Origin of the sequence: Sphingobacterium chuzhouense (assembly GCF_014692525.1) — a bacterium.
Classification (GTDB): domain Bacteria; phylum Bacteroidota; class Bacteroidia; order Sphingobacteriales; family Sphingobacteriaceae; genus Sphingobacterium; species Sphingobacterium chuzhouense.
Map to the genome: position 1 here is coordinate 1,123,598 of NZ_JACNYL010000001.1, position 25,727 is coordinate 1,149,324.

Below are 25,727 nucleotides of genomic sequence, written 5' to 3' on the forward strand. Positions count from 1 at the left end.
ATAGATATTTTATTTATTCAACTTATTTCTGACGAAACGAATTGCACGTTCTATTATATTTCCCTTTCTATGTTTAAAATAATGCCTTAAAGCCAAGTACCCCTCTTTAGACTCTTCCACTATAGGTGGGAAATTTCTAATTGGCTCTTCGCGGACAGTCACATCAAATATTCGACTAACGTCTGAATGCACACCAGTGCCATCATGTCCAATATTTTCAATGAGCGACTGATGAGGAGATAGCGCCAATCCTCCTTGCAGAAAAACACTTGCATACCAGCGGACGGCCCACGAATCTATTTTCTTCTCTTTTTGTTGTTGTATCTGACGCCAAAAATTCATCGTATTATCGAAAGTAAAAGCCGCTATTTTATTTGCATCAAATTGTTGGACTAAGTTATTTATGTCTTCGTCCAAAAAATCCCAAGCCCTCTGCCATGTCGCCCAAGCTTGACTCGCTACATATCGTGTAAAAAAAGTTTCAGGCAGCTTTGACCTATCTAACTCATATACAAATCCTCCGATATGCATCACACGTTCTTCATTTTCATAACGGGTCAATGCTTCGTTAAAATAAGTCAATGCATATTTTGAAAACAGTACATCATCTTCCAAGATGATAGCTTTTCTGTGTTTTTTTATGACATTACTGACTCCATCAATCACATTCTTCGCTAACCCGAAATTCTTTGGTCGTTCGATAATATGTATATCCTTGAAATTCCACGGCTCACGTAATAGCGAACGAACCTCCTCTACTGCGTCTTCCGCAGCATGGCTTTTTGCTCCATCGGAAAAAACATAAAGTATGCTATCTTCAGCTAGCAAATTCTTCTGTAACGCTAAAAGGGCTTGTCTAGTATGACTAGGTCTATTATAAGCAAATAAGATGATAGGAGCTAACTGTTGCATATTTTTTTAGAAAATAATGCTTCAAATGTAACCAATTTTAGACAGATATATAATTATTTGCCGTTCATCTCAGGGTAACGTGCTCGAGAAGTAGGTATATTATTTGTTAAAACATACATAATATTACAAAATGTATACACTATACCGTAAAGTATATATGTTATATAAACCAATGATATGCGGTATAAATAAATATTAGCACGGTTTTTGAATCATTCTTTGTTCCTTTGTAATGCATGCAAACACTGGCTCCTATCATATTATTTGTGTACAACCGTCCTAAGCACACTAGAAGGACGCTAGAGGCTTTGGAAAAGAACCTATTGGCCAAGGACTCGCTGTTATACATCATCTCGGATGCAGCAAAAAACGCAGATGCCGTAGAAGATGTCAATCAGGTACGTGCCATTATCCGCGAGCCCTGGGATTTTCAGCATATTACCATTATTGAACGTCAGAAAAACTGGGGGCTTGCCGAAAATGTAATTGACGGTGTCACTAAAATCATCAACGAACACGGTAAGGCTATTGTATTGGAAGATGACCTAGAAACCTCTCTCTATGCCCTAATGTACTTTAATGATGCGCTTCATCGCTATGAACATGATGAAGAGGTTATGGAAATCAGCGGTTACATGTACCCCGTAGAACACCCGAAACGATTGCCCAAATCGTTCTTCTTCCGGGCAGCAAATAGCTGGGGCTGGGCAACCTGGAAAAGGGCATGGGACCATTTTAACCCAGATATCGATGCCTTGACAAAGCATTTCAAGCGAAAAGATATAAGGCGTTTCAGCATAGAGGGGACCGAGAATTTCTGGAAGCAAGTTATGGAATTTAAAGCTGGAAAGATCAACTCCTGGGCTATCCGCTGGTATCTTTCCATCTTCAATCAAGATGGTTTGGTACTATACCCACGGGAATCCATGATACAGAATATCGGAACAGACGGTTCTGGCACCCATTCGGATATCGACGATGTTTACCGTGTGGAACTATCAACTCAAAAAGTAAAGTACTTCCCTAACGAGATCAGTGAGCATAAAAAGGCCTATGAAGCTATCAAACATTTTTATGTGCATAGAAAAGGAAATATTGCCGAACGCTTAATCCGATTCTTGATTAAAAAGTTTGGGAGGAAATGATACGGAATATGAATAAGCTTTTACCTAAAGTTTCTATTATAACGGTGGTCTATAACGATGTCCGTGGTATTGAATACACCATCCGGTCGGTCATGAAACAGACCTATGCTGAATTGGAATATATTATCGTAGACGGCCTCTCTACCGACGGTACGCTCGATGTGATAGACCGATACCGAGAAGAGATATCTATTCTCATTTCGGAAAAAGACAACGGCATCTATGATGCCATGAATAAGGGACTTGCCGCCGCCACTGGAGATTATGTTCTGTTCCTCAATTCGGGTGATGAATTATATGAAGATATGACACTGGAAAAAGTCCTTTCTTCGGCAGAAAACGCTGATATCTATTATGGAGAAACAAAACTGATAGATGAAGAGCGTAACATTATCGGTGACCGCCGCCATAAAACACCAAAACGTTTCGACTGGAAATCATTCCGTTATGGCATGAATATCTGTCACCAAGCAATTTATATAAAACGTAGTATTGCTGAACCATATGACTTACAATATCAACTCAGTGCTGATATCGATTGGGTAATCCGTGCCGCAAAAAAGGCTAATAAAATAGTTAATGTCAACCAATATGTAGCTAAATACCTTGTCGGTGGCATGACGCAAAAACGCCATCGACAGAGTTTGAAAGAACGCTATGTAATTTTCAAAAAATATTACGGTACATTCACCAACATGGTTAATCATGGTGTTATCGCCGCTCGTCTTATATTACACCGATTAAAACACGGCAAAACTAGAGAATAGATAAGGATGAAAGACCAAGGAGCAAAGAACAAAGACGAAAACCTGTTGAAGCCGGAGATATTGATAGAACTGGCGAATACGAAGATGCCTTTTGGCAAATATCAAGGCTGGTTATTATGTAATCTGCCTGAACCTTATTTAAATTGGTTTCATCAAAAAGGTTTTCCCAAAGGTAAGCTCGGAATGCAGCTGGCCACCCTTTATGAAATAAAGCTGAATGGTTTGGAGTATTTACTTAAGCCGCTTACTAAAAAATGACGCACATCAATTTTTCAATCCCATTTTTTCCGTACTTTTGTGCCAGAAAAATTTATTTAAAACATTAAACGCCGTTTGCAGCGGTATCAATGAACATGGCAAAATATCAAACATTACTGTACTATTGTTACAGTCCAATCGAACATGCAGAACAGTTTGCTGCGGAACATCTCGAATTTTGTAAATCACTTGGTCTCGTAGGACGTATTATTGTCGCTGACGAGGGGTTGAATGGTACCGTTTCCGGAACGCCAGAAGCTTGTCAAGCATATATGGATGCTGTACACGCCGATGAGCGTTTCAATAAAACGGACTTTAAGATTGACGACGTAGATGAACCATCTTTTATCAAGATGCATTGTCGATACAAACCCGAAATTGTGCACTCGGGATTACGCAATCCAGCGTCAATCGACCCCAATAAAGAAACGGGAAAACACTTAGAGCCAAAAGATTTTATGGAAATGAAGGATCAGGAAGATGTCGTGATTTTGGACGTGCGCTCCAATTACGAGCATTCTGTGGGCCGATTTAAAAATGCGGTAACATTAGACATAGAGAACTTCCGTGAATTTCCGGAGAAGATAAAAGAACTAGAACAATATAAAGACAAAAAGATACTGACCTACTGTACGGGTGGGATCAAATGCGAAAAAGCTTCTGCCCTATTACTAAAAGAAGGGTTTAGCGATGTTTACCAACTCCATGGCGGCATTATTAAATACGGTAAAGAGGTCGATGGTAAAGATTTCGAAGGTCAATGCTACGTATTTGATAATCGCGTTACAGTGGATGTCAATAAGGTCAATCCAACGGTTGTTTCCACCTGTAGAAATTGTGGAAAAATCACGTCTAAGATGATTAACTGCGCCAATCCCGAGTGTAACGAGCATTTCACTCAATGTGATGAATGTGGTTGGAAAATGGACGGTTGCTGCACTCCTGCTTGTATGGAACACCCTCGCAAACGGCCTTATGATGGTACCGGTTATTATGTAAAAGTACCACAGCCGGTCAACGAAGAAAAAATCAGCAAAAGAAAACATAAGCAATTTCCTCCAAAGGAGAAAACAGCACTTTTAAATAATCAGCAATAGCATTTTAAAGCAAGTCAACGGCAAACAATAGATAATAAAACACGAATAAATATTTATTGTTTGCCATTTTATTTATCTTTGAACCATATTAACTGACTGTTTCCAAGAAATTTAACGGTTAAATTTCAAATTAAATCCAGTAGCCGTGCCAAAAAGTAAGAAAACATTTTTACTGCGAAAAGTACTCATCGGTGCAATTATCGCCATTTTTGCCTACATAAGCATTGTCTTTATTTACCAATATATAGCTTACCAGAAAGTAAAAGAGCGTTTAGATGCTGCGTACGCTTTGGGGCTACAACAATCGTCTGCATTCTATCGTCTATTCTCTGTTTATGGAGAAGCAGATAACCTCTTCCGGCAATATACAATAGACTTTAACCAAGATACCTACGAGGAATACCGGGATAAGCTCGATACCATTAAATATTACATAGATTCGCTTTCCACACTTCCTAATACCAATAGTTTATTACAACAAAGTAATACAGACATTCAGAAAAGGGACTTATTGGCAGGTGAATTTGCCTCGCTTAAAAAGACAATCGATGACTTGGTTTTCATGGCGCAGGATTCTCTCCCGATATTGGCATCTTCGCAGTCACAGCGAGTAGCTACGCCACGCTATATATCTGCAGATTCGGCTATTAGTAAAATCCTAAATGATACCGCACTTAACGAAGTGGATACCGTAGTGCGAAAAAAACAGAATCTCTTCAACCGTATTTTTAATGCCAAGAATGATACCCTACTTGCCAATACCACACAACAATTTAATGTACAGCAGATCGATGTTTTACAACGAAATGTCGAGAATCTTATCGTACAGAACGAGACAATATACAATCGGAGCCTAGGCAATTTACGACGAAATTTTACTTCGTTGAGGCAAAAAGAGAGAGCGCTTATCCAAGCGAACTACTTTCTGTTGAACAATCTAAAAATCGGTGTAGATAATATTAGGGAGTTGGAACGGGCAGCTGTCCGTGAAGCGGAGGCGAGGGATTTGAGCATATACAAGGAAAACACCAAACGGTTGGGCAATCAACTTATCTTTTCCTTATCTGTCATGTTGCTCATGATTCTGTTTATCCTCTACTACCAATCTAGGGCTACCACTTACGAAAAGAAATTAGAGGAAGAAAAAGACTACGCGGCAAAAGTTGCTGAAGAAAAGACGAGCGTGTTAGCCAATATAAGCCATGAAGTACGTTCTCCCATTAATTCACTCATGGGCATTATCGACATTTTGCGTAAGAACGGCAGCAAGGATACGATTCAACCGGAGTACTTGGATTCGGCAGCATATGAAATATCCGTCATCAATAGTACGGTGAACGATATCTTGAATCTTAGCAAGCTCGAAGTAGGGGCATTGGAGGTGAAAAACGAATACTTTTCACCTTACCGGTTATTATTAGATATCATAAACCTTCACACCTATCAAGCACGAAAAAAAGGCTTATCCTTAACACAGCAAATTGATATTGACCCCAACTTGGAAATTTATAGCAGTTCTTTTCGGGTAAGGCAAATCGTCTCTAACTTGATTAGCAATGCTATAAAATATACGCCTAAAGGTACGGTGAGCATAAAAGCTTACACAAGAAAAGTAAGTAGTCAAGATACACTTTTTGTAGAAGTGAAGGATACAGGCTTAGGAATTGCGCCCGAACACCAGTCTCAAATTTTCCGACAATATTACATGACGGACAACAAGAGCAAAACCAAAGGTTTTGGCCTTGGGCTTTATATTTCCAAATTGCTATCGGAACAACTTCAAGGCGATATTACCTTGGATAGTATGGTCGGAAAAGGGTCTACCTTTACATTGTCGGTACCGGTTAAACAAAAACGCTTGGAAACCAACGCCTCTAAGGCTTATACCTTAGCCGATCTCTCAAAAGACGTACAGCTGGTGCTGATAGATGATAACCGTATCAATATTCTCTATTTAAAACATTATTTTAAGGATTTCCCAAATGTATATGCGTTTGAGAAAGCGGACGACGCCTTAACGTTTATACAACAAAACCCAGTAGATGCTGTTATTACGGACATCTCCATGCCTGAGATTGACGGCTGGGATGTACTTCGGAAAGTTCGGGACAATAATGAGAAACAGAATACTAAAGTCTTTGCATTTACGGCAGATACTATGCACCTGGAAGATAAAATAAAGAAAAACCAAACCTATACGTTTGATTGTGTCTTAAGCAAACCATTGGATGAACATCAGTTGGTAACCTGTATCTTGTCTCATGAATCGTGATCAGTCACGCAGCTCCAACAACACTGGACAATGGTCAGAATGCACAGCAGAGGGGATAATCTTTGCGGTAACAATTCTGTCTTCTAAGGGCTTAGACACCATATTGTAGTCAATCCGCCAGCCGAGATTTCTGGCACGTGCTCCTGCACGATAGCTCCACCAAGTGTAATGATGCGGTTCAGAATTTAAATATCGAAAAGAGTCAATGTATCCGGAATTAATAAAATTCTCCATCCATTCACGTTCTGCTGGCAGAAAGCCTGAGCTATTGGCGTTAGATTTTGGATTATGAATATCAATAGCGCGGTGACATATATTATAATCGCCTGAGATTACCAAGTTTGGCCGTTCCTGTAGTAGCTTATCACTATACAGCTGAAAATCATCCAAGAAACGGTATTTGAAGTCTTGTCTTATATCACCTGTTGTTCCGGAGGGAAAATATACGCTCATAACAGAAACATCGTCAAAATCGGCACGAATAGTACGTCCCTCAAAATCATAATCTTCATGTCCACAGCCGTATTCCACATGATTTGGTGTGATCTTTGTAAAAATAGCTGTACCACTGTACCCTTTCTTTTGCGCCGGATACCAGTAGTGCTCGTATCCCAACTGTTCCAATAAGAGAATTTCGGGAATTTGGTCTTGCGTAGCTTTAATTTCTTGCAAACACACCACATCTGCATTCACTGCCCTCATCCAGCCCAACCAATCTTTTTTGAGCGCAGCCCGCAAGCCATTTACATTATAAGTGATGATTTTCATTCGAATAAATTGTTTTTTTATGGTAATGAAGCTATCAGGTTCATTCACCTCCCTGTGTGGTTTGAATAAACCATGATGGTTTCATTTAATAATACCGTGAATGAAAAATATCCAGAAACTTCGTGAAAAAGTCCGTCTTAGGGGTTAACCCTTCCATTTCCCGTTCGAGATTCAAGGCCTCTCTTCTGGTCAACAACTTCATAGACATACGTACGTCTTCTAAGGGACGATCCCGTTCATCTGTTTCGACAGCCGCAATTTTATCGATGGTTTCCACGCCATTCAGCAACTCGCCAAAAACGGTATAATTCCCATCCAGGTGCGGTGTTCCTCCAATGGTGGTGTACAACTCTCTTTGCTGCGCAGTCAGTTTCTTCCCTTTCAATCTAAATTGCTCTAAGGAATCCAATGCCTCAGGTGTGAATACACGCCCCTGTACTAGATAAAACTGAGAAGCCGAAGACTGCTTTGCAGGATTATCATCGCGTGCCGCACCGATCGTCCCTTTCTTGTGAACAAGGCCTTCTTGAATCTCCGCCGGAATTTTATAATCGGGTCCGCCTTCGCCTAGCGGCTGTTTCTGTGCAGCATAACGCGAATTGGGGTCACCACCCTGCACCATGAAATTATGGATAACGCGATGGAACATCAACCCTTCATAGTATTCTTCTTTGACCAACTTGACAAAGTTGTCCCGATGCTTGGGGGTTTCGTTATAAAGCTTCAATAAACATTCGCCTTTATCCGTTTTTATCGATACATAATGGTATTTAGGCGTTTTCGCCCAAACTACTGTAAATAAAAGCATGCTCAATACAAGCAGACTTATTTTCCTAAAATCTATCTCCATAAATCAATATTACGATAAGGTGTAGGTATCTTCAAAATAATCAATGATCAATGATTTGAGGATCATCTCCTGTTCTAACAATGTATAGTTGGGAATAGGTTTCACTAAGTCCCAATGTGGCCAGCCCTCTTCATCCAGTCCTTTCAGTTCATAGAAGCCCATCGCGCTAAATAAACGGCAAGTAGCGATATGCATAAGCTCTTCTTTTTGCCGTTTAGAAAACTGCTGCGGGCCTTTTCCCAGTTCTTGGACACCGATAAGAAAAAGCATTACCTTAATATCGGGGAGTTCCATATCAAAGTCGCTTGCAATAACACGTTGCAACTCCCCCCATTTCTTATTAATCTCCGATGCTTTCATACTTGGCAAAAGTAGGGAATTATTTACGCAGTTCACGAATAAGTTCGCGACAGCGTTTCTCAATCATATTATAAACAGGCTCAAATTGATTTTCATCGTAATACGGATCCGGCACGATATCCTGTTGCAAAAACATACGTACTTTCGCTTTATCTTCTTCGCGTTTCGCCAGCGCTGTGACGTCTCGGAAGTTGTTGTTATCCATGACATAAATATGGTCGTAACGTTCAAAAAAATCCGTTTGGAAGCATTGGGCTCGCTGATATGTTATATCTACCCCATATTTCTTTGCTACTGCTATCGATCGTCTATCGGGTTGTTGCCCAACATGCCAATCTCCCGTCCCCGCGGAATCTATTTCCCAATCCAAGCCTTCCTCTTCCACTAGATGTTGCATCACCCCATGTGCCAGCGGTGACCGGCAGATATTACCTAAACAAACCATTAAAATCTTCATGCTTCTAAAATAACGCTATTCTTTTAGATACAAAAGATAATCCAGAAAGTTGATATGTTTATGATGATCCATAAAAAAGGTGCACTCCTGGAAAGAGTACACCCTTTTTTACCAATAGTATCTTTAAAAATACGGTTTATTTAGCAAACCAAAGCTTGCTATTAATTTGGTCTCCATTACTTAGTTTACCGGATGCTGCACGCCAATTAGTACCATTCAATGTTTGCTGAGTAACCGGATAGCGTACACGTGCAGGTAAGTCAGTTGCTACGACGTTACCCGACTGAAGTGGTCTAAATGTATACGTTGATCCGTCGTGCGGACGTGTAGCCGTCTCCCCAGGCATCAATAAAATCTCCGTATCCGGATATCCCGTTCTTCTATATTCGTTCCATCCTTCATCTGGGTTATAGAATAATGTCACATATTTCTGCACTAATACATTTCGTTCATTTGCAACCGGCAGATTGGCGATGAAAGCGTTGATATCTGACGTTTCCACACCTATACGTTCCATATTAGCCCGTACGCCATTTTCATAATGATCCTGCGACCAGTTATTAATCTCACTTAAAATAAACTCTACCTCTGCATATTCCATTAACACTTCACCCCGTTCTGAGGACAGAATATCTTTAGAAAAAAAGTTAATATTTGTTGCTGTCTGATAATATGTCTCCACGCTGGGCAAAGCATTGGGTACGCCGATATAATCCTGCATGTTGTCAGAATCTTGATAACCGCTACTATAAGCACCAAACGTCAGTCCTTTAGGTGCAGCAATTTTATAAAGACGTGGATCAAATCCAAAATTATCCGTTTCGCCTTTGAGAAGTTGTACAAAAGAACGGTTTGGCCAAAAATCCGTCCGAGGCGTCCCGGTATAAAACGTTTGCCACAACGGATTACCTTCCGAATCTGCATTAACTGAGCTAAAGCTATGAATTGCATTATCTGCATTAGACTCAAATACACCGCTCGCTATGGCATCCGCAATTTCGGCTTCAGCAGACGGATATACATGTTTAATACGGTTGGCTATCCGAAGGCGTAGCGAATTCGCAAATTTCTTCCATTGGGAAGCAATTCCTCCATAAATATTGTCACCGTTAGTAGACAAATTGAAGACGGCTTCGTCGGTATTCAGTTGAGCCGCAGCCTCTTTTAACTCCTTCAATAAGTCTGCATAGATTTCCTCTTCCTCAGCATAGACTGGTAAAGGATACTGCTCAGCTTCCAATGCTTGAAAGTTGGGATTATCCCGTTGTCCATACGACCAATATGGGACGGAGCCAAAATGTGTTATCAAATTGTCGAAAGTATAAACTAACATAATTCGTGATGCTGCTATCTGGTTATCTAAATTACCATAGCCTGACATTTGTCCACTTGTTTCAGGATCTTCGCACATCAGAATAATATCCTTAAAGGCATTGGCCGAACGATATAAATATATCCAACCGTTATTTGTCTGCGCGTCACGATACTGATATTTATCCTCTTCAACATAATTGTTCTGCGCAGAATACTGCATCCAAGGCATTGACATCCGCGCCATCCACCACCCGTCTCGAGTATACGTCATTAAGTACCTATTCGCTCCGTTAAAAACGGTATAGCTTGGAACGATCTCAGGAGAGTTCGGGTTCTTATTGATTTCCGCAAGGTCTTTTGTACAGGACACCATGGAAAGCGTGGAAATCCCGATGACAGAAGACAATAATATTGCTTTTATATTTTTCATTTTGAAATAATCAAGTTTTAAAATTGTAATTTTAAGTTCAGTCCGAAAGTTCTAGAAGCAGGGAGATTTCCACCTTCAAACCCTTGAATGTTACCACTTCCAGTGGTCGCCATTTCCGGATCAAAGTTTTTGTTAGCTAATCCCCATGTTGCCAGATTTCTTGCAAAACCGGAAATTATGGCTCCTTTTATCCGTAACCTACTAATAAACTCGGTAGGCAGCGTATAGCCGAACGTAATCTCACGCAATTTCACATAATCTGCATCGAAAACGTTTTGTGCAGTTGGACCTCCATAGAAATGTCTAAAATATTCTTTACCTTCTACGCGCTGTGCATTCACCTCTGTGTCCGTTACTGTATACGATCCGTCGTCATTATAGGTAACAGTTCCTGTTACTCCATCGACAACTACACCATTCTCTCGCACGCCATTAGCTGCCGTTTCTTCTAAGACTCCTGTATAGTGGCCAAACATATTAGAGACAGAGAAATATTTACCTCCTTTTTGAACATCAATCAACGCTGAAAGTGAAAACGCTTTGTAAGTAAAGGTATTTCGCCATCCCGCATTAAAGTCAGGTAAAATCGATCCTAAATCCTTATTTTGAGAATTCAAATATAATCCAGATTCTGCAGAAACAACCTTGTTACCTGCATCGTCATAAATGAAATCCGATCCAAAAATCTGACCATAAGGTTGTCCTGGTCTTGCAATTAAAGTAGCATTGAACGGCGCCGTTCCGATAGTTAAAGACTGCAAACCCTCTGCTAGTTCAACGACTTTATTCCTGTTTCTGGCAAAATTGATATTTGAAACCCATTCAAAACTTTCATTACGAACCGGCACCAAAGTTAACATAGCCTCAATACCCTTGTTTACCGCTCGACCTGCGTTTAGTACTCTCGAACTAAAACCTATTTCTGCCCCTGTGGTTACCGGCATAATCAAATCAGTCGTTTCTTCATTGTAATATGTAAAATCGATACCCACTCTGTTTTGAAACATTTGTGTTTCAATACCAAACTCATACGATCTCTTGGTTTCCGGACGTAATTCCGGATTCAATTTAGAAAGTCCTTTTAAGAAATAAGGGTTGCCCAAAAAAGATTTATTGTCAAAAGCATTGTTCAGATACACATCCATTAGTTGATACGGCCTTGTATCGTTACCTACTTGAGACCATCCCGCACGGAATTTAGCAAAGTTCAACCAAGGTGCTTCTACCAACTGTGAGAATACGAATGACCCCGTAACAGAAGGATAGAAATAGGAGTTATGAGCTTCAGGTAATGTCGACGACCAGTCGTTTCTCCAACCGAAATCCACATAAACTAAATCATTATATCCAACTGAAAAGTTACCGAATACTGAATTTACACGCTTTCTAGAAAGTGTTGTTGTAAGTGTCGCCGGCTGAAGACTATTATTTATAGTATATAGATTAGGTACAACTAGTCCTCCAGCGGTTCCAGCATCTGACCAAAATTGGGTTGTATTTCTACGATTTGTACCGACAAATGCGTTTAAAGAAAAAGCGTCCCAATTCTTATCAAAATGCACCCGCGCTTCATAATTCATTTCAGTGAATTCCCTTATATCTTCTTCAAAAGCAGATGTCGCGACCGAACCTTCCGCCACCCGCTGATTAATCTTTAAGGTATAGTTGTCGCCATAGATATTACCCGTTGCATATAACCCAGGCATGATATCATATTTCAACTCTATGTTTCCATAAAACCTATCACGCTGATCCGTTGCAATGTTTTCATAAACAATCCAGTAATGGTTGTCTGCATAATTCGGTATCGGATCGTTCCAAGATCTTATATTCCAGGATTTTTGTGCGCCACTTATTGTTTTATAGTTTTTAAGACGGGAAAAATCTAATTGATTCTGTCCCCATTGAAACATCTTCTGACCAATCGAATTATCACCGTATCCCTGTTCAGGCCTGTTAAAGCCATTCGTACGCACATAATTGATTGTTCCCCTAGCAGTCAATTTATCCGAGAATTTATTATCTATACTTAAAGCTGCGGTTGTTCGTTTAAGTTCACTATTCGGTACAATCCCTGATTGCGTAACGTTCGATAAAGAGAGTCTCGCTGCTGTATTTTCATACGATTTTGCTAGTGATAACGCATTGGTGTAACTAACGCCTGTGTTGAAAAAAGATCGATAATCATCTTTAGGATACGCCCACGGGCGGGTTTGTAAATAATTAGCCTGGTCATCTGGGTCAAAAGCATCCCAATGCAATACCTGTTGTCCTTCTAATTTCGGTCCCCAAGATTCGTCAGCGGAATAATCGACTACTTGATATTCTTTACCATTGATAGTGGCTGTACTGAAGTCCGATTCATATCCTCCACCATACAATTTCTGCAATCTTGGTGTAATACCTAAATTCTCAAAAGCCACGCCGGTATTGAAGACGATCTCATCACGTCCTTGTTTAGCCGTTTTAGTTTTGATCAATATGACGCCGTTAGACGCTCTTGCTCCATATAGTGCTGATGCCGGCCCGCCTTTCAGTACGTTCACCGATTCGATATCATCGGGATTAATATCAAAGCCGGCGTCGCCGTAGTCACGTCCACCCGCACCACGCTCTGCATTAGCAGTATTGTAGTTGGAATTATCCATTGGTATTCCATCGACGACGATCAACGGTTTATTTTCTCCCGTTAACGATCCGATACCACGTAAAATGATCCGTGTAGAACCGCCTAGGCTAGAAGAAGGCGCTGATACGGTAGCTCCGGCAACATTCCCAGATAAGGACTGTAGTGCGTTATTCCCACGGGCAGCGGACAGTCTGTCTCCCGAGACTTCCTGTGTAGCATAACCCAAGGATTTCTTTTCTCTAGTGATGCCGAGAGCGGTTACAACCACCTCTTCCAGAGTTTCGTCATGACTCACTAACTGTACATTCACGGTAGAACGATTACCTACGTTGACACGTTGGCTATCGTAGCCTACATAGGAGAATACGAGCGCCGCGTCATTTCCAATCACATCAATGGAATAATTTCCTGAACCGTCTGTTTGTGTAGCGTTCGATGTTCCAACAACTGCAACAGACACTCCAGAAATAAGAGCGCCATCACTTGCTGATGTTACCCGACCACTCACTTGTCGGCTTTGTGCGAACGATTGCCCTACCAGGCACGTCAGCACAAATAGCATACTGAGTAATTTTTGTTTCATGTTTATTTGTTTGTTTAGTTAAAAAAATGCTTGTGTTAGTAGATTACCGAAGTATTATTAAGGACAGGAAATTGAACAGTTGGTCCGCTACTTCATTCGTTATATGAACAACTGTTTATAGCAATTAGCCGCCTAACGCTATTTTGACCCTTTCTTCCAATTCAGTATATTCTCTTTTCAATATATCAGCTACCTCCGCTTTTCTAGTTCCATTGATACACTCACGTATATAATTCTTACTATATCCATATTTTTCATGGAGACGCTCAATGACCAACGTGTTGTAGGAGGCTCTTTTTTTAGTATTTTTGTCCATTGTGCTAGGTGTAACGTAATTAACAACTGACCTATATATCAAGATTGATATATACAACTGCGCAAATATATCAAAATTGATATGTAAAAAAGAAAAAAATAAAGCTGATGATAGGTTTTTTCGATAGACTAGACGCGTATATGGTTTTCAAAAACCTGAATGACAACAGATTAACATTAGATACGGGGTTATCTAATGGAATTATCGGAAAAGCTAGAAGAAGAGGGTCATTGTCACAAGATAATATAGCAAAAATACTATCAACTTATTGTGACCTAGATGCTAACTGGCTATTCACAGGCGAGGGAGAGATGTTAAAACAAACCCAAAAGGACGGTCAGCTTACAGCAGATAAATTTCTTGACTTTAAAGAATTAGCAGAAGCCCGTAAAGAGATTATTCTTCTTAAAGATGAAAAAATAGCTCGACTACAGGAAGACATCAAACGATTAGAAGAAAAACTAAGCAATTTAAAAATGGAACTAAAGGACGAAATCTAGTTCCACCAAAATAAGAACGCGTCATCTACTTTTCAGCAGATGACGCGTCCGAAATAAATCTATTAATTCAATTAGTATTGGATCGGGAAGTTGAATTCGACCGTTCCACTTTCTGAAACGCCTGTAATACGGACGATATTCCGTTTTGTGCTACCTAAAGCAGACTCTACATCATCCACATTGTTCACTGGTTTTCCATTCACATGCGTAACGACTAAACCTTTTTCAACACCAAAATATTCAAACATTCCGCCACGGTGTACCTGTGTAATCACAACACCTGAATTCACACCAAATTTCTTCTTCTGCGCGTCGGAAGCAGGTGTAAAGCTTGCTCCCAGTTTATTGAAAATCTCTGTAGCGCTCGCGCTAACTTCTTCATCGGCACTCGATTTTTTTGCCTCTTGCGCTTTTAGGGTAACCGTTACATCACGTTCTTTTCCATCGCGTTTATAAGTAAGTTTAAGCTTATCGCCCGGATTCAATCGCGCCACACGTTCTTGTAAGTCGGAAGACGAATAAATTGTATTCCCCTCTACTTTCGTAATCACGTCTCCTTTCTGAATACCTGCCGCTGCCGCCGCACCCTCTTTTACGACATCAAACACATAGAGACCATTAATATCGTCAATCTTGTATTCTTTCCTGATCGCCTCATCTATCTCACGGAAGTTTATACCCACATATCCACGTTGTACTGCACCAAACTCTTTAAAGTCGTTTACGATTTTCTTCACTAGATTGACTGGAATAGCGAACCCATAACCAGCATAAACACCAGTCGGTGAAGCTATAGCGGCGTTGATCCCGATCAATTCGCCGCGTGTATTCACCAATGCACCGCCACTGTTACCCTTGTTAATAACGGCATCCGTTTGGATAAACGACTCCACTGCAGTACGCACCATAGGCTCTTGTGGTTGCCCATATCCGTAAGGTGATCCCTGTCCTTGCTCACCTAGGATACCAATTTGGCGCCCTTTGGCACTCACAATACCGGCTGTTACCGTAGACTGCAAACTCAATGGATAACCAACAGCCAACACCCATTCGCCAATGCGTACGTTATCCGAATCACCAAATTTAACGAAAGGCAGCTTAGATGCGGTCACTTTCAGCAATGCCAGATCGAAGTCTGGGTCTCTACCGATAACTTTCGCCTCAAATGTCCGTTGGTCAGTTAATTTTACTTCAATTTTATCCGCGTCTTCTACAACATGGTTATTGGTTACAATATATCCGTCAGGAGAAATCAAGACGCCCGATCCAGATGCTTTAGCCTGGCGAGGTTGCTGCTGTTGGCGACGTTGTGGCATACCAAAAAATTCCTCGAACATATCAAAAGGAGACCCGCCACCACCTCTGGAACCCCGAGCGGTCATTGTTACATTAATATGCACAACACCAGGTGATACAGCCGCCGCGGCTTCTGTAAAATCCGGATTGCCGGTTGAAGACATTATCTCACTTCCAGGGTTATTTGCGAAATAAACCTTTTGCTGTTCCTCAAAGGTCATGTTTTCGTTTTGTTTATTCTCAAAGAGTTTGTACCCCCCTATAGCTACCGCACCTCCAACAGCAGCTATCAATAAACTCATTCCTATTTTCTTCATTGCTGTAATTATCTATTATTTTTTAAAAATATTTTCTTTTACTTTTGTTTTTACGGCTTGTTCAAATGTAATACCATTAGGAATTGCTTGGGTAGTTTTGACAGTTAAAAAATGTTAATGAAACAGCTCTGCTTTGGTTTTTAACAAGATTTAACAATAAAACTTAGCTTTGTAACAAGGATATTAATTTCTTATCAAATAATCAAACAAATGGACGGAAAAATAAAGTTCTCGAAATACCAAGGGGCAGGTAATGATTTTGTGTTAATCGATAACAGAAGTGGTTTTTTTGACGGAGATAATCATGATCTAGTTCAATTGTTATGTAATAGAAGATTCGGAATTGGTGCAGACGGTTTAATGCTTCTTCAAAATAATAAAAATTTTGATTTTGAAATGGTATACTACAATGCCAATGGTGGCGAGGCGAGCATGTGCGGCAACGGAGGACGATGCATCGTTGCGTTTGCACGGGATCTCGGCATCATAACTGACAAGACTGTCTTTTTGGCAGTAGACGGCAAACATGATGCTCATATCCATGATAATCAAGTGGATTTGGGTATGATAGATGTGTCTTCTGTAGAACGAGACGGAGCAGCATATGTGTTGAACACAGGCTCCCCACATTACGTAACGTGGGCAAACGATCTTAAAAATATGGACGTGTATCACATCGGATCCGCTATCCGCAATAACGATACATATCAAAAAGACGGCATTAATGTGAATTTCCTAGAAAAAGAGGGTAATGGATATTTTGTCCGCACCTTTGAACGCGGTGTAGAAGATGAGACATTTGCTTGTGGCACCGGGGCTACCGCCTCCGCTATGGCTATAGCTCTACATGAGAACTTAGAAGGCGAACTGGAAATTCCCATCCGCGTGCTCGGCGGACAATTGTACATCAGTTTTCACAAGCAAGGACAACAATTTACAAATGTGCGTCTTAAAGGTCCTGCTCAATTTGTTTTCGAAGGGACATTTCTTTCCCCTTTTTCTAGATAAAAAGGGGACAACCAATCATTAATCGCTTTAATTACGCTATTGCACTACCCCTACTTAACACATAAACGTGGCATCCGGATATTTAAGGTATGTAGAAATTCATCCTTAGTACTATCCCTTATTTCAAATATCCGAAGCCACGAGGTTTTGGTTCTTTTCACGGGGAAAAGAACAATAAAATCCTTATATTAGAACTTTTTTTAGAAAGCATCCGGATTTTTAATGCAGCAGGTTGATCGTAAATTACCATTCAAGTTAATCTATTCGTTAGGACAACATCCTTATCTGGGTTATCTGATAGAACCCCATATTGTTCAACTGAACCCCAATGGCTCTTATTCGTTGAGCTATAAACGTATTTTTACAAATACCATTGGTGATTTTGCTCCTGCATTAGACGAAACCGATTATCATCTTATTAAGTTATTAGATGAAATCGAACAAACACATATTATTAAAGCATTCAACAAAAAGGCCATACGTCCTGTTGATTTTTTCGGGAAAGTATTCGATGATAAAATTTATGATAGGATACGACCCAAAATCGAACAGAAGATGCTCACTGTTTTAAAGCAATTACGGAGCAAGCCTCTATTTTTAATGAGCAAAGACGGTTATCCCGCCGATCAGGAAATACATATTGCTGACGAACCTACTTCCATCTTATTCCATTTTCGCCGTAACGAAACAGAGACTCGCTATTTCCCGACGTTAAAACACAATGGTCATCGATTGGATTTTATGTATAAGGGCGCACAGGTTGTTGTGAACAGGGAGGCTTGGTTATTATTGGAGAATAAGCTTTATTATTTTGAACAAGATATAGATGGTAAAAAACTCAGCCCGTTTCTAAACAAACGTTATATCAGCGTAGCCCGTAATACAGAAAGACGATACTTTGAAACATTTGTAAGCGGGTTAATAGAAAAATATCATGTTTATGCCGAAGGTTTTGACATTAAAACGCATAAAGAAAATGCGACCCCGATTCTTAAACTATTCTACGCTCCTACCGGTCAATCTTTTTTGCAGCTGTCTTTTGCTTACGGTCCTTATGAATTTTCCGCTGGTACAGACCATCCCGTTACGGTACGTTTAGAACATAACGAAGAAACGGATAGCTATGTATTCCATCGAATAAAGCGTTCGTTGACTTGGGAGAAAAATCAGGGTATTTACCTAGAAGAGTTAGGGCTTCAAAAGAAAGATTTGCTATTCGCAAATTATATAGTCAAAGCAGAGCACGCATCTATTATCGATTGGCTAAATCAAAACCAATCCACTCTTATGGAGAAAGGGTTTTCTATTACCCAAGCAAAAGGTGACCGACGCATCTTCATCGGACAGACTTCATTGGAAATGGCCATCGAAGAGGGTAACGATTGGTTTGATATACAGGCCTTAGCTCGCTTTGGACCTTATGAAATTCCATTTATAGCATTGCGGGAACATATTTTAAATAAAAATAAGGAGTTTATATTGCCAAATGGAGAAATCGCTATTATACCCGAGGAATGGTTCTCCCAGTATGAACATTTGTTCCTTTTTACAACAAACAAGCATAGCTTAAAGCTAAGTAAAACCCATATTGGGTTGTTATACGAAATATCGGAACATACGGAACTTTCCTTTCACCGCAAGCTGGAACAATTACTAAATTTCAATAAGATTACCGAAGCGCCCATTCCAACAGGTTTCCGAGGAGATCTTCGACCGTATCAGCTCGCTGGGTACAATTGGTTTCATTTTCTTCAAGAATATAAGTTTGGCGGATGTCTTGCTGACGATATGGGATTAGGAAAAACCGTACAGACACTCGCCTTGCTACAACAACAGAAAGAGCATTTGAACGGAACAGACTATGCGAAAACTTCCCTTCTGATACTGCCCACATCACTTATTTATAATTGGCAAAAAGAAGCAGAAAAATTTGCTCCCAAGCTTCGAATACACCTCCATACCGGTTCCAACCGTTTAAAAGATGCTTTTGGCTTGTCACATTTCGATTTGATCATCACCACTTATGGGATCGTACGCAGCGATGCAGATATGTTAAGCAAGTTTTTCTTCAACTATATCATCTTGGATGAAAGTCAACACATCAAAAACCCGACCTCCAAATCTTTTAAAGCCATTAAAGTTTTAAAAAGTAAACATAAACTAGCTTTGAGCGGTACTCCAATAGAGAATTCTGTAGCAGATATATGGTCACAAATGCATTTTGCAAATCCGGGATTGCTCGGCTCCTACAGCTATTTTCAAAAGGAGTTTGTGATACCTATCGAGAAAAAGAAAGACGAGGAAAGAGCTGCCCGTTTGCAAGCTATCATCAAGCCCTTCGTTCTCCGGCGTACCAAAGATCAAGTAGCGAAAGAACTCCCTCCCAAAACGGAACAAACGATTTATTGTGAAATGGCGGAAGAGCAAGCGAGATTATATGAGCGTATAAAATCGGAGTATCGAAATGCACTGCTTGATAACCAGATGCAACAAAACGGACAGGGCAACCAGATTATGCTATTACAGGGACTTACGAAGCTTAGGCAGATAGCAAACCACCCTGCAATGGCAGACGGGGACGAAGCCTTTTCATCCGGCAAATTTGAAACGGTTATGGAGATGTTGCAATCCATCATCGCAGAGCATCATAAAGTGCTCATCTTCTCCCAGTTTGTAAAACATTTACAGCTGTTTCGCGATGCGTTCGATCGTGAAAAAATAGCATATGCTTACCTGGATGGGAATACCAAAAACAGAGCGGACGCAGTAAACACATTTAAAGAGCGTGAAAATACACAAATCTTCTTAATCTCCATCAAGGCCGGCGGCGTGGGACTTAACCTCACTGAAGCCGACTACGTGTTTATTTTAGACCCTTGGTGGAATCCAGCGGTAGAACAACAGGCGATCGATCGATCGCACCGTATCGGCCAAACAAAAAATGTATTTATCTACAAGTTCATCAGTAAGGATACCGTTGAAGAAAAGATACTCGCACTCCAAAGTCAAAAGAAGGCGTTATCCACGGCACTCATTACCACCGAGGAAAGCTTTATAAAATCACTATCATCAGAGGATATACAAGAGTTGTTACGGTAAACTTTTTTTGACGAAAAAAAAATTTACCGGTCATCCACCGGACACAACATAACGTTTCTATCCGTAGTGAGCAGATAAATTTAAAATAGATATACCACTTTTGTCTTTGTTAGTCGTCCTAGTTTAATATAACTAGATATGCTAACATCGATCAGCCTGGTGAAGTACCTTTTTTTTGTACTGTTTTTACTAGTCTCTTTCTGTCAAAGGAGTCTGGCAGTTGCTTATACTCCTAATTACAAAAATATTCCGGATTCGACTTCTTTTATCAGTTCGTACATCCGAAACTCATTTTATGAGAACGGTGCTATTGATACATCAAAAATCCTTCATTCCAATGATCTTATTCTATTGAATGCAAGTATATATAAAGATGGTCGGCTGTTTTTTGAATTACCCGATAACCGGGGAACGGTGAATGATGGAGAATACATCGAAAACTATCACTCGCAACCAGGTGTATTATCGCTTCACGGCAAACATAGCCAGATGAACGCCAAAGAAGACCTGTTAGTGACAATGGGTCATACTGCAGTTTCAGCTTTTACCTTCGGTACTTGGTTATATATAGAAAAATGGCGAGAAGGGACTTATCTTTTTATCAAACAAGGAGAAGAAAAAGAAGTATCCCTACGGTTTTCCTCTCCTTCAAATCCGGGATTGATTTTTAAGATAAAAGATCACACGCAGGTGAAGGAGGTTTTCTTTAAAGTCGGATTGTCCGTTAACCTCTGGCAACAGGTGACTTTTGTCTATAATGAAAAATCAAACGATGAGCTTTCTACTGTGCTTTTTTTGAATGGGAAGATTTTCACAGGGTCAGGACAACACCAAGAATTAAAACTACCTTTTATGCAGGGATCTTTTCTGATAGGGAAGGGATTGGATGCCAAATTGGACAATACCTATCTCAACCATACCGCTTTATCTAGCGAAGATAGGAATGAACATGAGCAAGGTATTATAGATTTATCCAAATGGAGCCATACAAAAACGGTAGCATTTTGGAATTATGACGATCCGAATGATGTGGGAAAAGACCTGCGCTCATGGAAAAATATCTTAGCGAATATTCGCCAGACTATCGGGCAAAAAGATATTACAATAAGATTGGGATTGATTCATGGTGATTGGAAAACTGCCCTTTCTTCAGAGAAAGCTACACAGACATTTGTGCAGGAACTTCATTCCTGCTTGCGAGAGAATGCATTGGATGGTGTTGATTTTGATCTGGAGTGGTGCGTAAATGAAAGGGAATGGCACTTTTATTCGAATGCCATCGTGACCAGTCGCCGTGTATTGAGCCCTCAATATATCATCAGTGCCAGCTTGCATCCTCTGTATTATAAAATTTCCCAGAAAGCTATTGAAGCATTGGATTTTGTTTCTCTGCAAGCATATGGACCGAGTCCTGTTCGCTTTGGTTACGAAACTTTTGTACAGGAGATTAATCTCTTCACCGAATATGGCATCCCATCCAATAAAATCGTGATGGGGTTACCGTTCTATGGTGTAGCATCGGATAATCGACGTCCACTCATCGCAAAAAGCTATCGGGATATCTTAAACTTCAACCCAGAACTACCCCCTCTTTTAGACACGGTTTCTTTGCCTGTCGGTCGTGAGGTCGTTACGTTGACTTTCAATGGATTGGAAACTATAAAAAAGAAAGTCGAATTGGTAAAGAGGCATAATCTAAGGGGTGTTATGTCCTGGGACCTAGCAACTGATGTACCTTTTAATCATCCAAAATCACTCTTCAGAGAGGTCGTGCATATAATGAATGGCGATGAGAACAAATAGCGGAAATAATTCTAGTAATATAATGAGAGAAAATAAGACTATTTTTCTTGCTATCCTGCAAGTTGTATTTTTTTTAGTAGGAATGGCACAAGAGTATCCGATCATACCAAAGCCCGAACAGATTATTTATGGAAACGACAACCTTAGATTGGATAAAGATATCGGTATACTTTACGAAGGCGAGAACGATACTATCCAAAAGACCTTAGAAGTTTTCAGGCAACAGTTGCAGAAGGTCAGCGGATTAAAAGTTGTCAGCAATGAGAAGAAAACCGTCAATATTCAAGTCGTTGTCAGATCAGATGAAAAACAACATGAGGAAGGTTATGAACTAGATATCCATCCGCAAGGCATAGCGATTACGGCGAAAGGACATGCCGGTGTTTTCTATGCATTGCAAACTTTACGACAACTCTTGCCTCCCATAAGAAACAACGATAGAATCGTATTGCGCACTGCCCGGATTATCGATGCTCCCGCGATAGATTGGCGGGGAATGATGTTGGATGTATCCCGGCATTTCTATCCTAAAGAATCGATTCTCCATCTATTGGATCTGCTAGCTTTGTACAAGATCAATGTCTTCCATTGGCATCTCTGTGACAATGAGGGTTGGCGTCTGGAAATAAAAAAATACCCCAAACTGACCGAAATAGGAGCCTGGCGTGATGAAGTATATGGTAGCCAGTTTTATAAGGATGATTCCACCTTGAATTTGAACGACACGTATCGGTACGGTGGATTCTATACACAGCAAGAGATTAGGGAGGTAGTTCAATATGCTGCAGAACGCCATATTACAATATTGCCTGAGATTGAGCTCCCCGGGCATTCGGGTGCTGTATTGGCGGCCTACCCCGAACTTTCATGTAACGGCAAGGCACAGGCGGTTCCGAACAAAACCGCGATGGGTAGTCTAGCTAATCAACAGCGGTATAACTTCGAGTTCTGTGCAGGCAAAGAAGCACCCTTTGAGTTTTTGGAGTCTGTATTGGACGAGGTTATCGAGCTGTTTCCTTCAACCTATATACATATTGGTGGAGATGAGGTAGATAAGACGCATTGGAAAAATTGTACATATTGTCAGCGGCGCATGCAGAAAGAGAATCTAAAAGACGAAGAGGAACTTCAAAGTTATTTCGTGAAGCGGATTGAAAATTTTTTAGCAAAAAATAATAGACACTTGATTGGTTGGGATGAAATTTTAGAGGGTGGGTTGCCAGTGAGTAGTACGGTGATGTCCTGGCGTGGTGAAAAGGGAGGCATCAAAGCTGCACAGATGGGGCATGACGTGATTATGTCACCAAGTGACCCGTTGTATCTGAATAGGTATCAGGATGATCCAGCTAAAGAACCGTTAGCTGTAAAGTTTTCTATCAACACCCTAGATAACGTGTATGCATATTCTCCTTATGCCAATCTCGGGGGTGAGACATACCATAAATTTATAAAAGGCGTACAGTTTGCTATTTGGACAGAGTTCATACCATCTTTGGAACACTTGGAATATATGATGCTACCTCGTTTACCTGCATTTGCGGAAGCGACTTGGACAAAACCTGAACAAAAAGATGTTGATGGTTTTGTTCGTAGACTCAACGGCGGACATTATCAACGTTGGCAACAAACGGGCATACGGTTTCATCATGAGCTATTTAGACAATAAATCATTATTTTTACTTATTCCGTCATGTCAATAGGTGGAGTAAATATGTTGGATAGAGACGAATTGCAGAAATTAGAGGATAAAAATCTACTCAACTTACTACGGGTCGGTAATGTACAGGCTTTTAATTTATTATACGATAGGTATTCACCAGTTTTATATGTACATGCCTGTCGAATGCTGAAGGATGTCGATTTAGCAAAAGATGTAGTACACGATCTTTTTGCTATGCTATGGCATAAAAAGGAACAGCTCCTTATCGACAGTAATCTGAAATCATATTTGTACAGAGCCGTTCGGAATAGAGTCCTCGATCTTTTTGCCAAAGAAAAGGTTCGGATCGACTATCAAAACTACATGATGATTAGCAACGAACATGACGGTGCAGATGAAAACCACTTCCACAAGCAGGAACTAGAAGAGATCATCGAATCTGAATTGAATAAACTGCCCGAACAGATGCGTAAAGTATTTTTGTTGAGTCGACTGGAAGACAAGAGTTATAAAGAGATTGCAGCCGACCTAGACATTGCCGAAGGCACTGTAAAAAAACAAATATATCTAGCACTTAAACGACTAAAAAAGAGCATTGTATATATTCTTATATTCTTTATTTTTTCATAGCGAGCCGTTATCGTGATTTTTTTTAAATAGCCTTATACCACTTTTATCAGCGTGCCCCGTCTTCACTTTGTATAAACCGCAATCCGTTTAAGATGAAAAAGCGAATACACTTTTTATTGGAAAAATATCGAACAGGAAAATTGAATGAATCGGAACTTGACGAGCTTTACTCTTCTATCTCTGCTTTGCAAAAAGATGAAGGAAAAATATGGGATCAATCGGAATTGGAAAGGGATCTGCGAGAGATCAAACCCGTTATCGAGGAACAGAGAAGTCGATTTTTTAATTTGAGATGGTTTCATTATGCGGCGTGCGCTGCTTTACTTCTGGTAAGTGGCCTGGGCTACGTTTATTTTTCTGGCAAAACACCAGAGCAATTGCTGGCGTCAGATATGGTAGATATGGAGGCTAGCGATAAACCTGCCGGAACTTTTAAAGCCTATATGAAAGGGAGCGATGATACTGATTATGTCCTGTTGGATAGCACGTCAATGCAGATAAGCTCTCTGCTCAACAAGAAGGAACACGATAAAAGTGAGACGGTATGGCAATCACTCCACACACCTGCAGGAGCCGAATATAAAGTAGAACTAGAAGATGGAACATTTTTGTGGATCAATGCAGGCTCTACCGTTCGTTTTCCGACTCATTTTACTACGGATAAAAGGGAAATTCACATAGCGGGCGATGTACTTCTTCATGTAAAGCATCAAAATGGGATGCCTTTTCTGGTGTATACGGATCAACAACAGATTGAAGTGAAAGGGACATTGTTTCATGTTAATGCGAATAAGAACAGAAGCATAACCACACTGATCGAAGGAAGTGTAGTAACTAGCAATGTGGATGGGGCGGGGTCTATCCACATTAGCCCGGGAGAAAGTATTCGAGGTGAAAATGGACAACAGAAATTCACAACGGTATCTATTGATGAGATATTGGCATGGCGGGATGGTTATTTCTATTTTGAGAACAAGCCTTTGGAGGATATACTGCAAAAACTAGCGGTCTGGTATAATGTCAAAATAGAACGTGCAGGTGTAGATACTTCTGTCAGATTAAATGCACGTATATCCAAGAATAAAAGCCTAATGGAGATAACAAAGATATTCACGATGTCTACAGGAATCCAATTCAAACTGATAAATAATACGTTAACACTAAAAAAATAAACCTGAATAATGATTAAAAAAACAAACTATTTTAACGCAAAATGGAGAATACCTTCATTTTTATGTAAGTCATTACGCCATTTC

At 40.3% G+C, this 25,727-nt stretch carries 21 protein-coding genes; 12 read left to right on the forward strand and 9 right to left on the reverse strand.

The window, feature by feature from the left end; all coding sequences use genetic code 11:
- Positions 1-9: 9 nt before the first annotated feature.
- Positions 10-912 (reverse strand): glycosyltransferase, encoded by a 903-nt coding sequence (locus H8B21_RS04320; protein WP_190312533.1) that lies wholly within the window; start codon positions 910-912, stop codon positions 10-12.
- A 236-nt stretch (positions 913-1,148) separates the two neighbouring features.
- On the opposite strand from H8B21_RS04320, the gene H8B21_RS04325 reads away from it, so the two are divergent.
- The 5 genes from H8B21_RS04325 to H8B21_RS04345 all read left to right on the forward strand — a co-directional run bounded on the left by H8B21_RS04325 (position 1,149) and on the right by H8B21_RS04345 (position 6,451).
- Positions 1,149-2,057 (forward strand): glycosyltransferase family protein, encoded by a 909-nt coding sequence (locus tag H8B21_RS04325; protein WP_190312534.1) that lies wholly within the window; start codon positions 1,149-1,151, stop codon positions 2,055-2,057.
- Between the two features lie 8 nt (positions 2,058-2,065).
- Positions 2,066-2,824, forward strand: coding sequence for a glycosyltransferase family 2 protein (locus H8B21_RS04330; protein WP_190312535.1), 759 nt, complete (start codon positions 2,066-2,068; stop codon positions 2,822-2,824).
- A gap of 6 nt (positions 2,825-2,830) precedes the next feature.
- Positions 2,831-3,082 (forward strand): DUF3820 family protein, encoded by a 252-nt coding sequence (locus H8B21_RS04335; RefSeq protein WP_190312536.1) that lies wholly within the window; start codon positions 2,831-2,833, stop codon positions 3,080-3,082.
- Positions 3,083-3,177: 95 nt separating this feature from the next.
- Positions 3,178-4,179 (forward strand): oxygen-dependent tRNA uridine(34) hydroxylase TrhO, encoded by a 1,002-nt coding sequence (trhO, locus tag H8B21_RS04340; RefSeq protein ID WP_190312537.1) that lies wholly within the window; start codon positions 3,178-3,180, stop codon positions 4,177-4,179.
- Between the two features lie 145 nt (positions 4,180-4,324).
- On the forward strand, positions 4,325-6,451 hold the full coding sequence (locus H8B21_RS04345) for an ATP-binding response regulator (protein ID WP_190312538.1): 2,127 nt from the start codon (positions 4,325-4,327) through the stop codon (positions 6,449-6,451).
- Here the strand turns inward: H8B21_RS04345 and H8B21_RS04350 are convergent, their stop codons facing one another.
- The 7 genes from H8B21_RS04350 to H8B21_RS04380 all read right to left on the reverse strand — a co-directional run bounded on the left by H8B21_RS04350 (position 6,452) and on the right by H8B21_RS04380 (position 14,158).
- Positions 6,452-7,219 carry an exodeoxyribonuclease III gene (locus H8B21_RS04350; protein ID WP_190312539.1) on the reverse strand — a complete coding sequence of 256 codons (768 nt, stop codon included), beginning with the start codon at positions 7,217-7,219 and terminating at the stop codon, positions 6,452-6,454.
- An 85-nt stretch (positions 7,220-7,304) separates the two neighbouring features.
- Positions 7,305-8,027 (reverse strand): peptidylprolyl isomerase, encoded by a 723-nt coding sequence (locus H8B21_RS04355; protein WP_223814825.1) that lies wholly within the window; start codon positions 8,025-8,027, stop codon positions 7,305-7,307.
- Between the two features lie 51 nt (positions 8,028-8,078).
- Positions 8,079-8,429, reverse strand: a complete 351-nt coding sequence (locus H8B21_RS04360) for a hypothetical protein (RefSeq protein ID WP_190312541.1) — start codon at positions 8,427-8,429, stop codon at positions 8,079-8,081.
- A gap of 19 nt (positions 8,430-8,448) precedes the next feature.
- Positions 8,449-8,886 (reverse strand): low molecular weight protein-tyrosine-phosphatase, encoded by a 438-nt coding sequence (locus tag H8B21_RS04365; RefSeq protein WP_190312542.1) that lies wholly within the window; start codon positions 8,884-8,886, stop codon positions 8,449-8,451.
- A 136-nt stretch (positions 8,887-9,022) separates the two neighbouring features.
- Positions 9,023-10,630: a SusD/RagB family nutrient-binding outer membrane lipoprotein gene (locus H8B21_RS04370; RefSeq protein WP_190312543.1), complete on the reverse strand. Its 1,608-nt coding sequence runs from the start codon at positions 10,628-10,630 to the stop codon at positions 9,023-9,025.
- Between the two features lie 17 nt (positions 10,631-10,647).
- The gene (locus tag H8B21_RS04375) at positions 10,648-13,842 is read right to left on the reverse strand and encodes a SusC/RagA family TonB-linked outer membrane protein (protein WP_190312544.1); all 3,195 of its coding nucleotides are present in this window, start codon (positions 13,840-13,842) and stop codon (positions 10,648-10,650) included.
- 124 nt (positions 13,843-13,966) lie between these two features.
- Positions 13,967-14,158: a hypothetical protein gene (locus H8B21_RS04380; protein ID WP_190312545.1), complete on the reverse strand. Its 192-nt coding sequence runs from the start codon at positions 14,156-14,158 to the stop codon at positions 13,967-13,969.
- A 107-nt stretch (positions 14,159-14,265) separates the two neighbouring features.
- Between H8B21_RS04380 and H8B21_RS04385 the strand changes: the two genes are divergently transcribed.
- Positions 14,266-14,658, forward strand: a complete 393-nt coding sequence (locus tag H8B21_RS04385) for a hypothetical protein (RefSeq protein ID WP_190312546.1) — start codon at positions 14,266-14,268, stop codon at positions 14,656-14,658.
- A 71-nt stretch (positions 14,659-14,729) separates the two neighbouring features.
- On the opposite strand, the gene H8B21_RS04390 is transcribed toward H8B21_RS04385, so the two are convergent.
- A complete protein-coding gene (locus tag H8B21_RS04390; protein WP_190312547.1) occupies positions 14,730-16,271 on the reverse strand; it encodes a Do family serine endopeptidase in 1,542 nt (513 codons plus the stop codon).
- A gap of 210 nt (positions 16,272-16,481) precedes the next feature.
- Here H8B21_RS04390 and dapF point away from each other — a divergent pair, with 210 nt between their 5' ends.
- From dapF to H8B21_RS04420, 6 genes are all read left to right on the forward strand, one after another.
- Positions 16,482-17,279, forward strand: coding sequence for a diaminopimelate epimerase (dapF, locus tag H8B21_RS04395; RefSeq protein ID WP_190312548.1), 798 nt, complete (start codon positions 16,482-16,484; stop codon positions 17,277-17,279).
- A gap of 222 nt (positions 17,280-17,501) precedes the next feature.
- A complete protein-coding gene (locus H8B21_RS04400) occupies positions 17,502-20,378 on the forward strand; it encodes a DEAD/DEAH box helicase (protein WP_190312549.1) in 2,877 nt (958 codons plus the stop codon).
- 138 nt (positions 20,379-20,516) lie between these two features.
- Entirely contained in the window at positions 20,517-22,181 is a 1,665-nt protein-coding gene (locus tag H8B21_RS04405; protein ID WP_190312550.1) for a glycoside hydrolase family 18 protein, read from the forward strand.
- 22 nt (positions 22,182-22,203) lie between these two features.
- Positions 22,204-23,847 carry a beta-N-acetylhexosaminidase gene (locus H8B21_RS04410; protein ID WP_190312551.1) on the forward strand — a complete coding sequence of 548 codons (1,644 nt, stop codon included), beginning with the start codon at positions 22,204-22,206 and terminating at the stop codon, positions 23,845-23,847.
- Between the two features lie 24 nt (positions 23,848-23,871).
- Positions 23,872-24,471, forward strand: a complete 600-nt coding sequence (locus tag H8B21_RS04415; RefSeq protein WP_190312552.1) for an RNA polymerase sigma factor — start codon at positions 23,872-23,874, stop codon at positions 24,469-24,471.
- Positions 24,472-24,563: 92 nt separating this feature from the next.
- Complete coding sequence (locus H8B21_RS04420; protein WP_190312553.1) at positions 24,564-25,643, forward strand: FecR family protein; 1,080 nt, start codon at positions 24,564-24,566, stop codon at positions 25,641-25,643.
- Positions 25,644-25,727 lie beyond the last annotated feature (84 nt).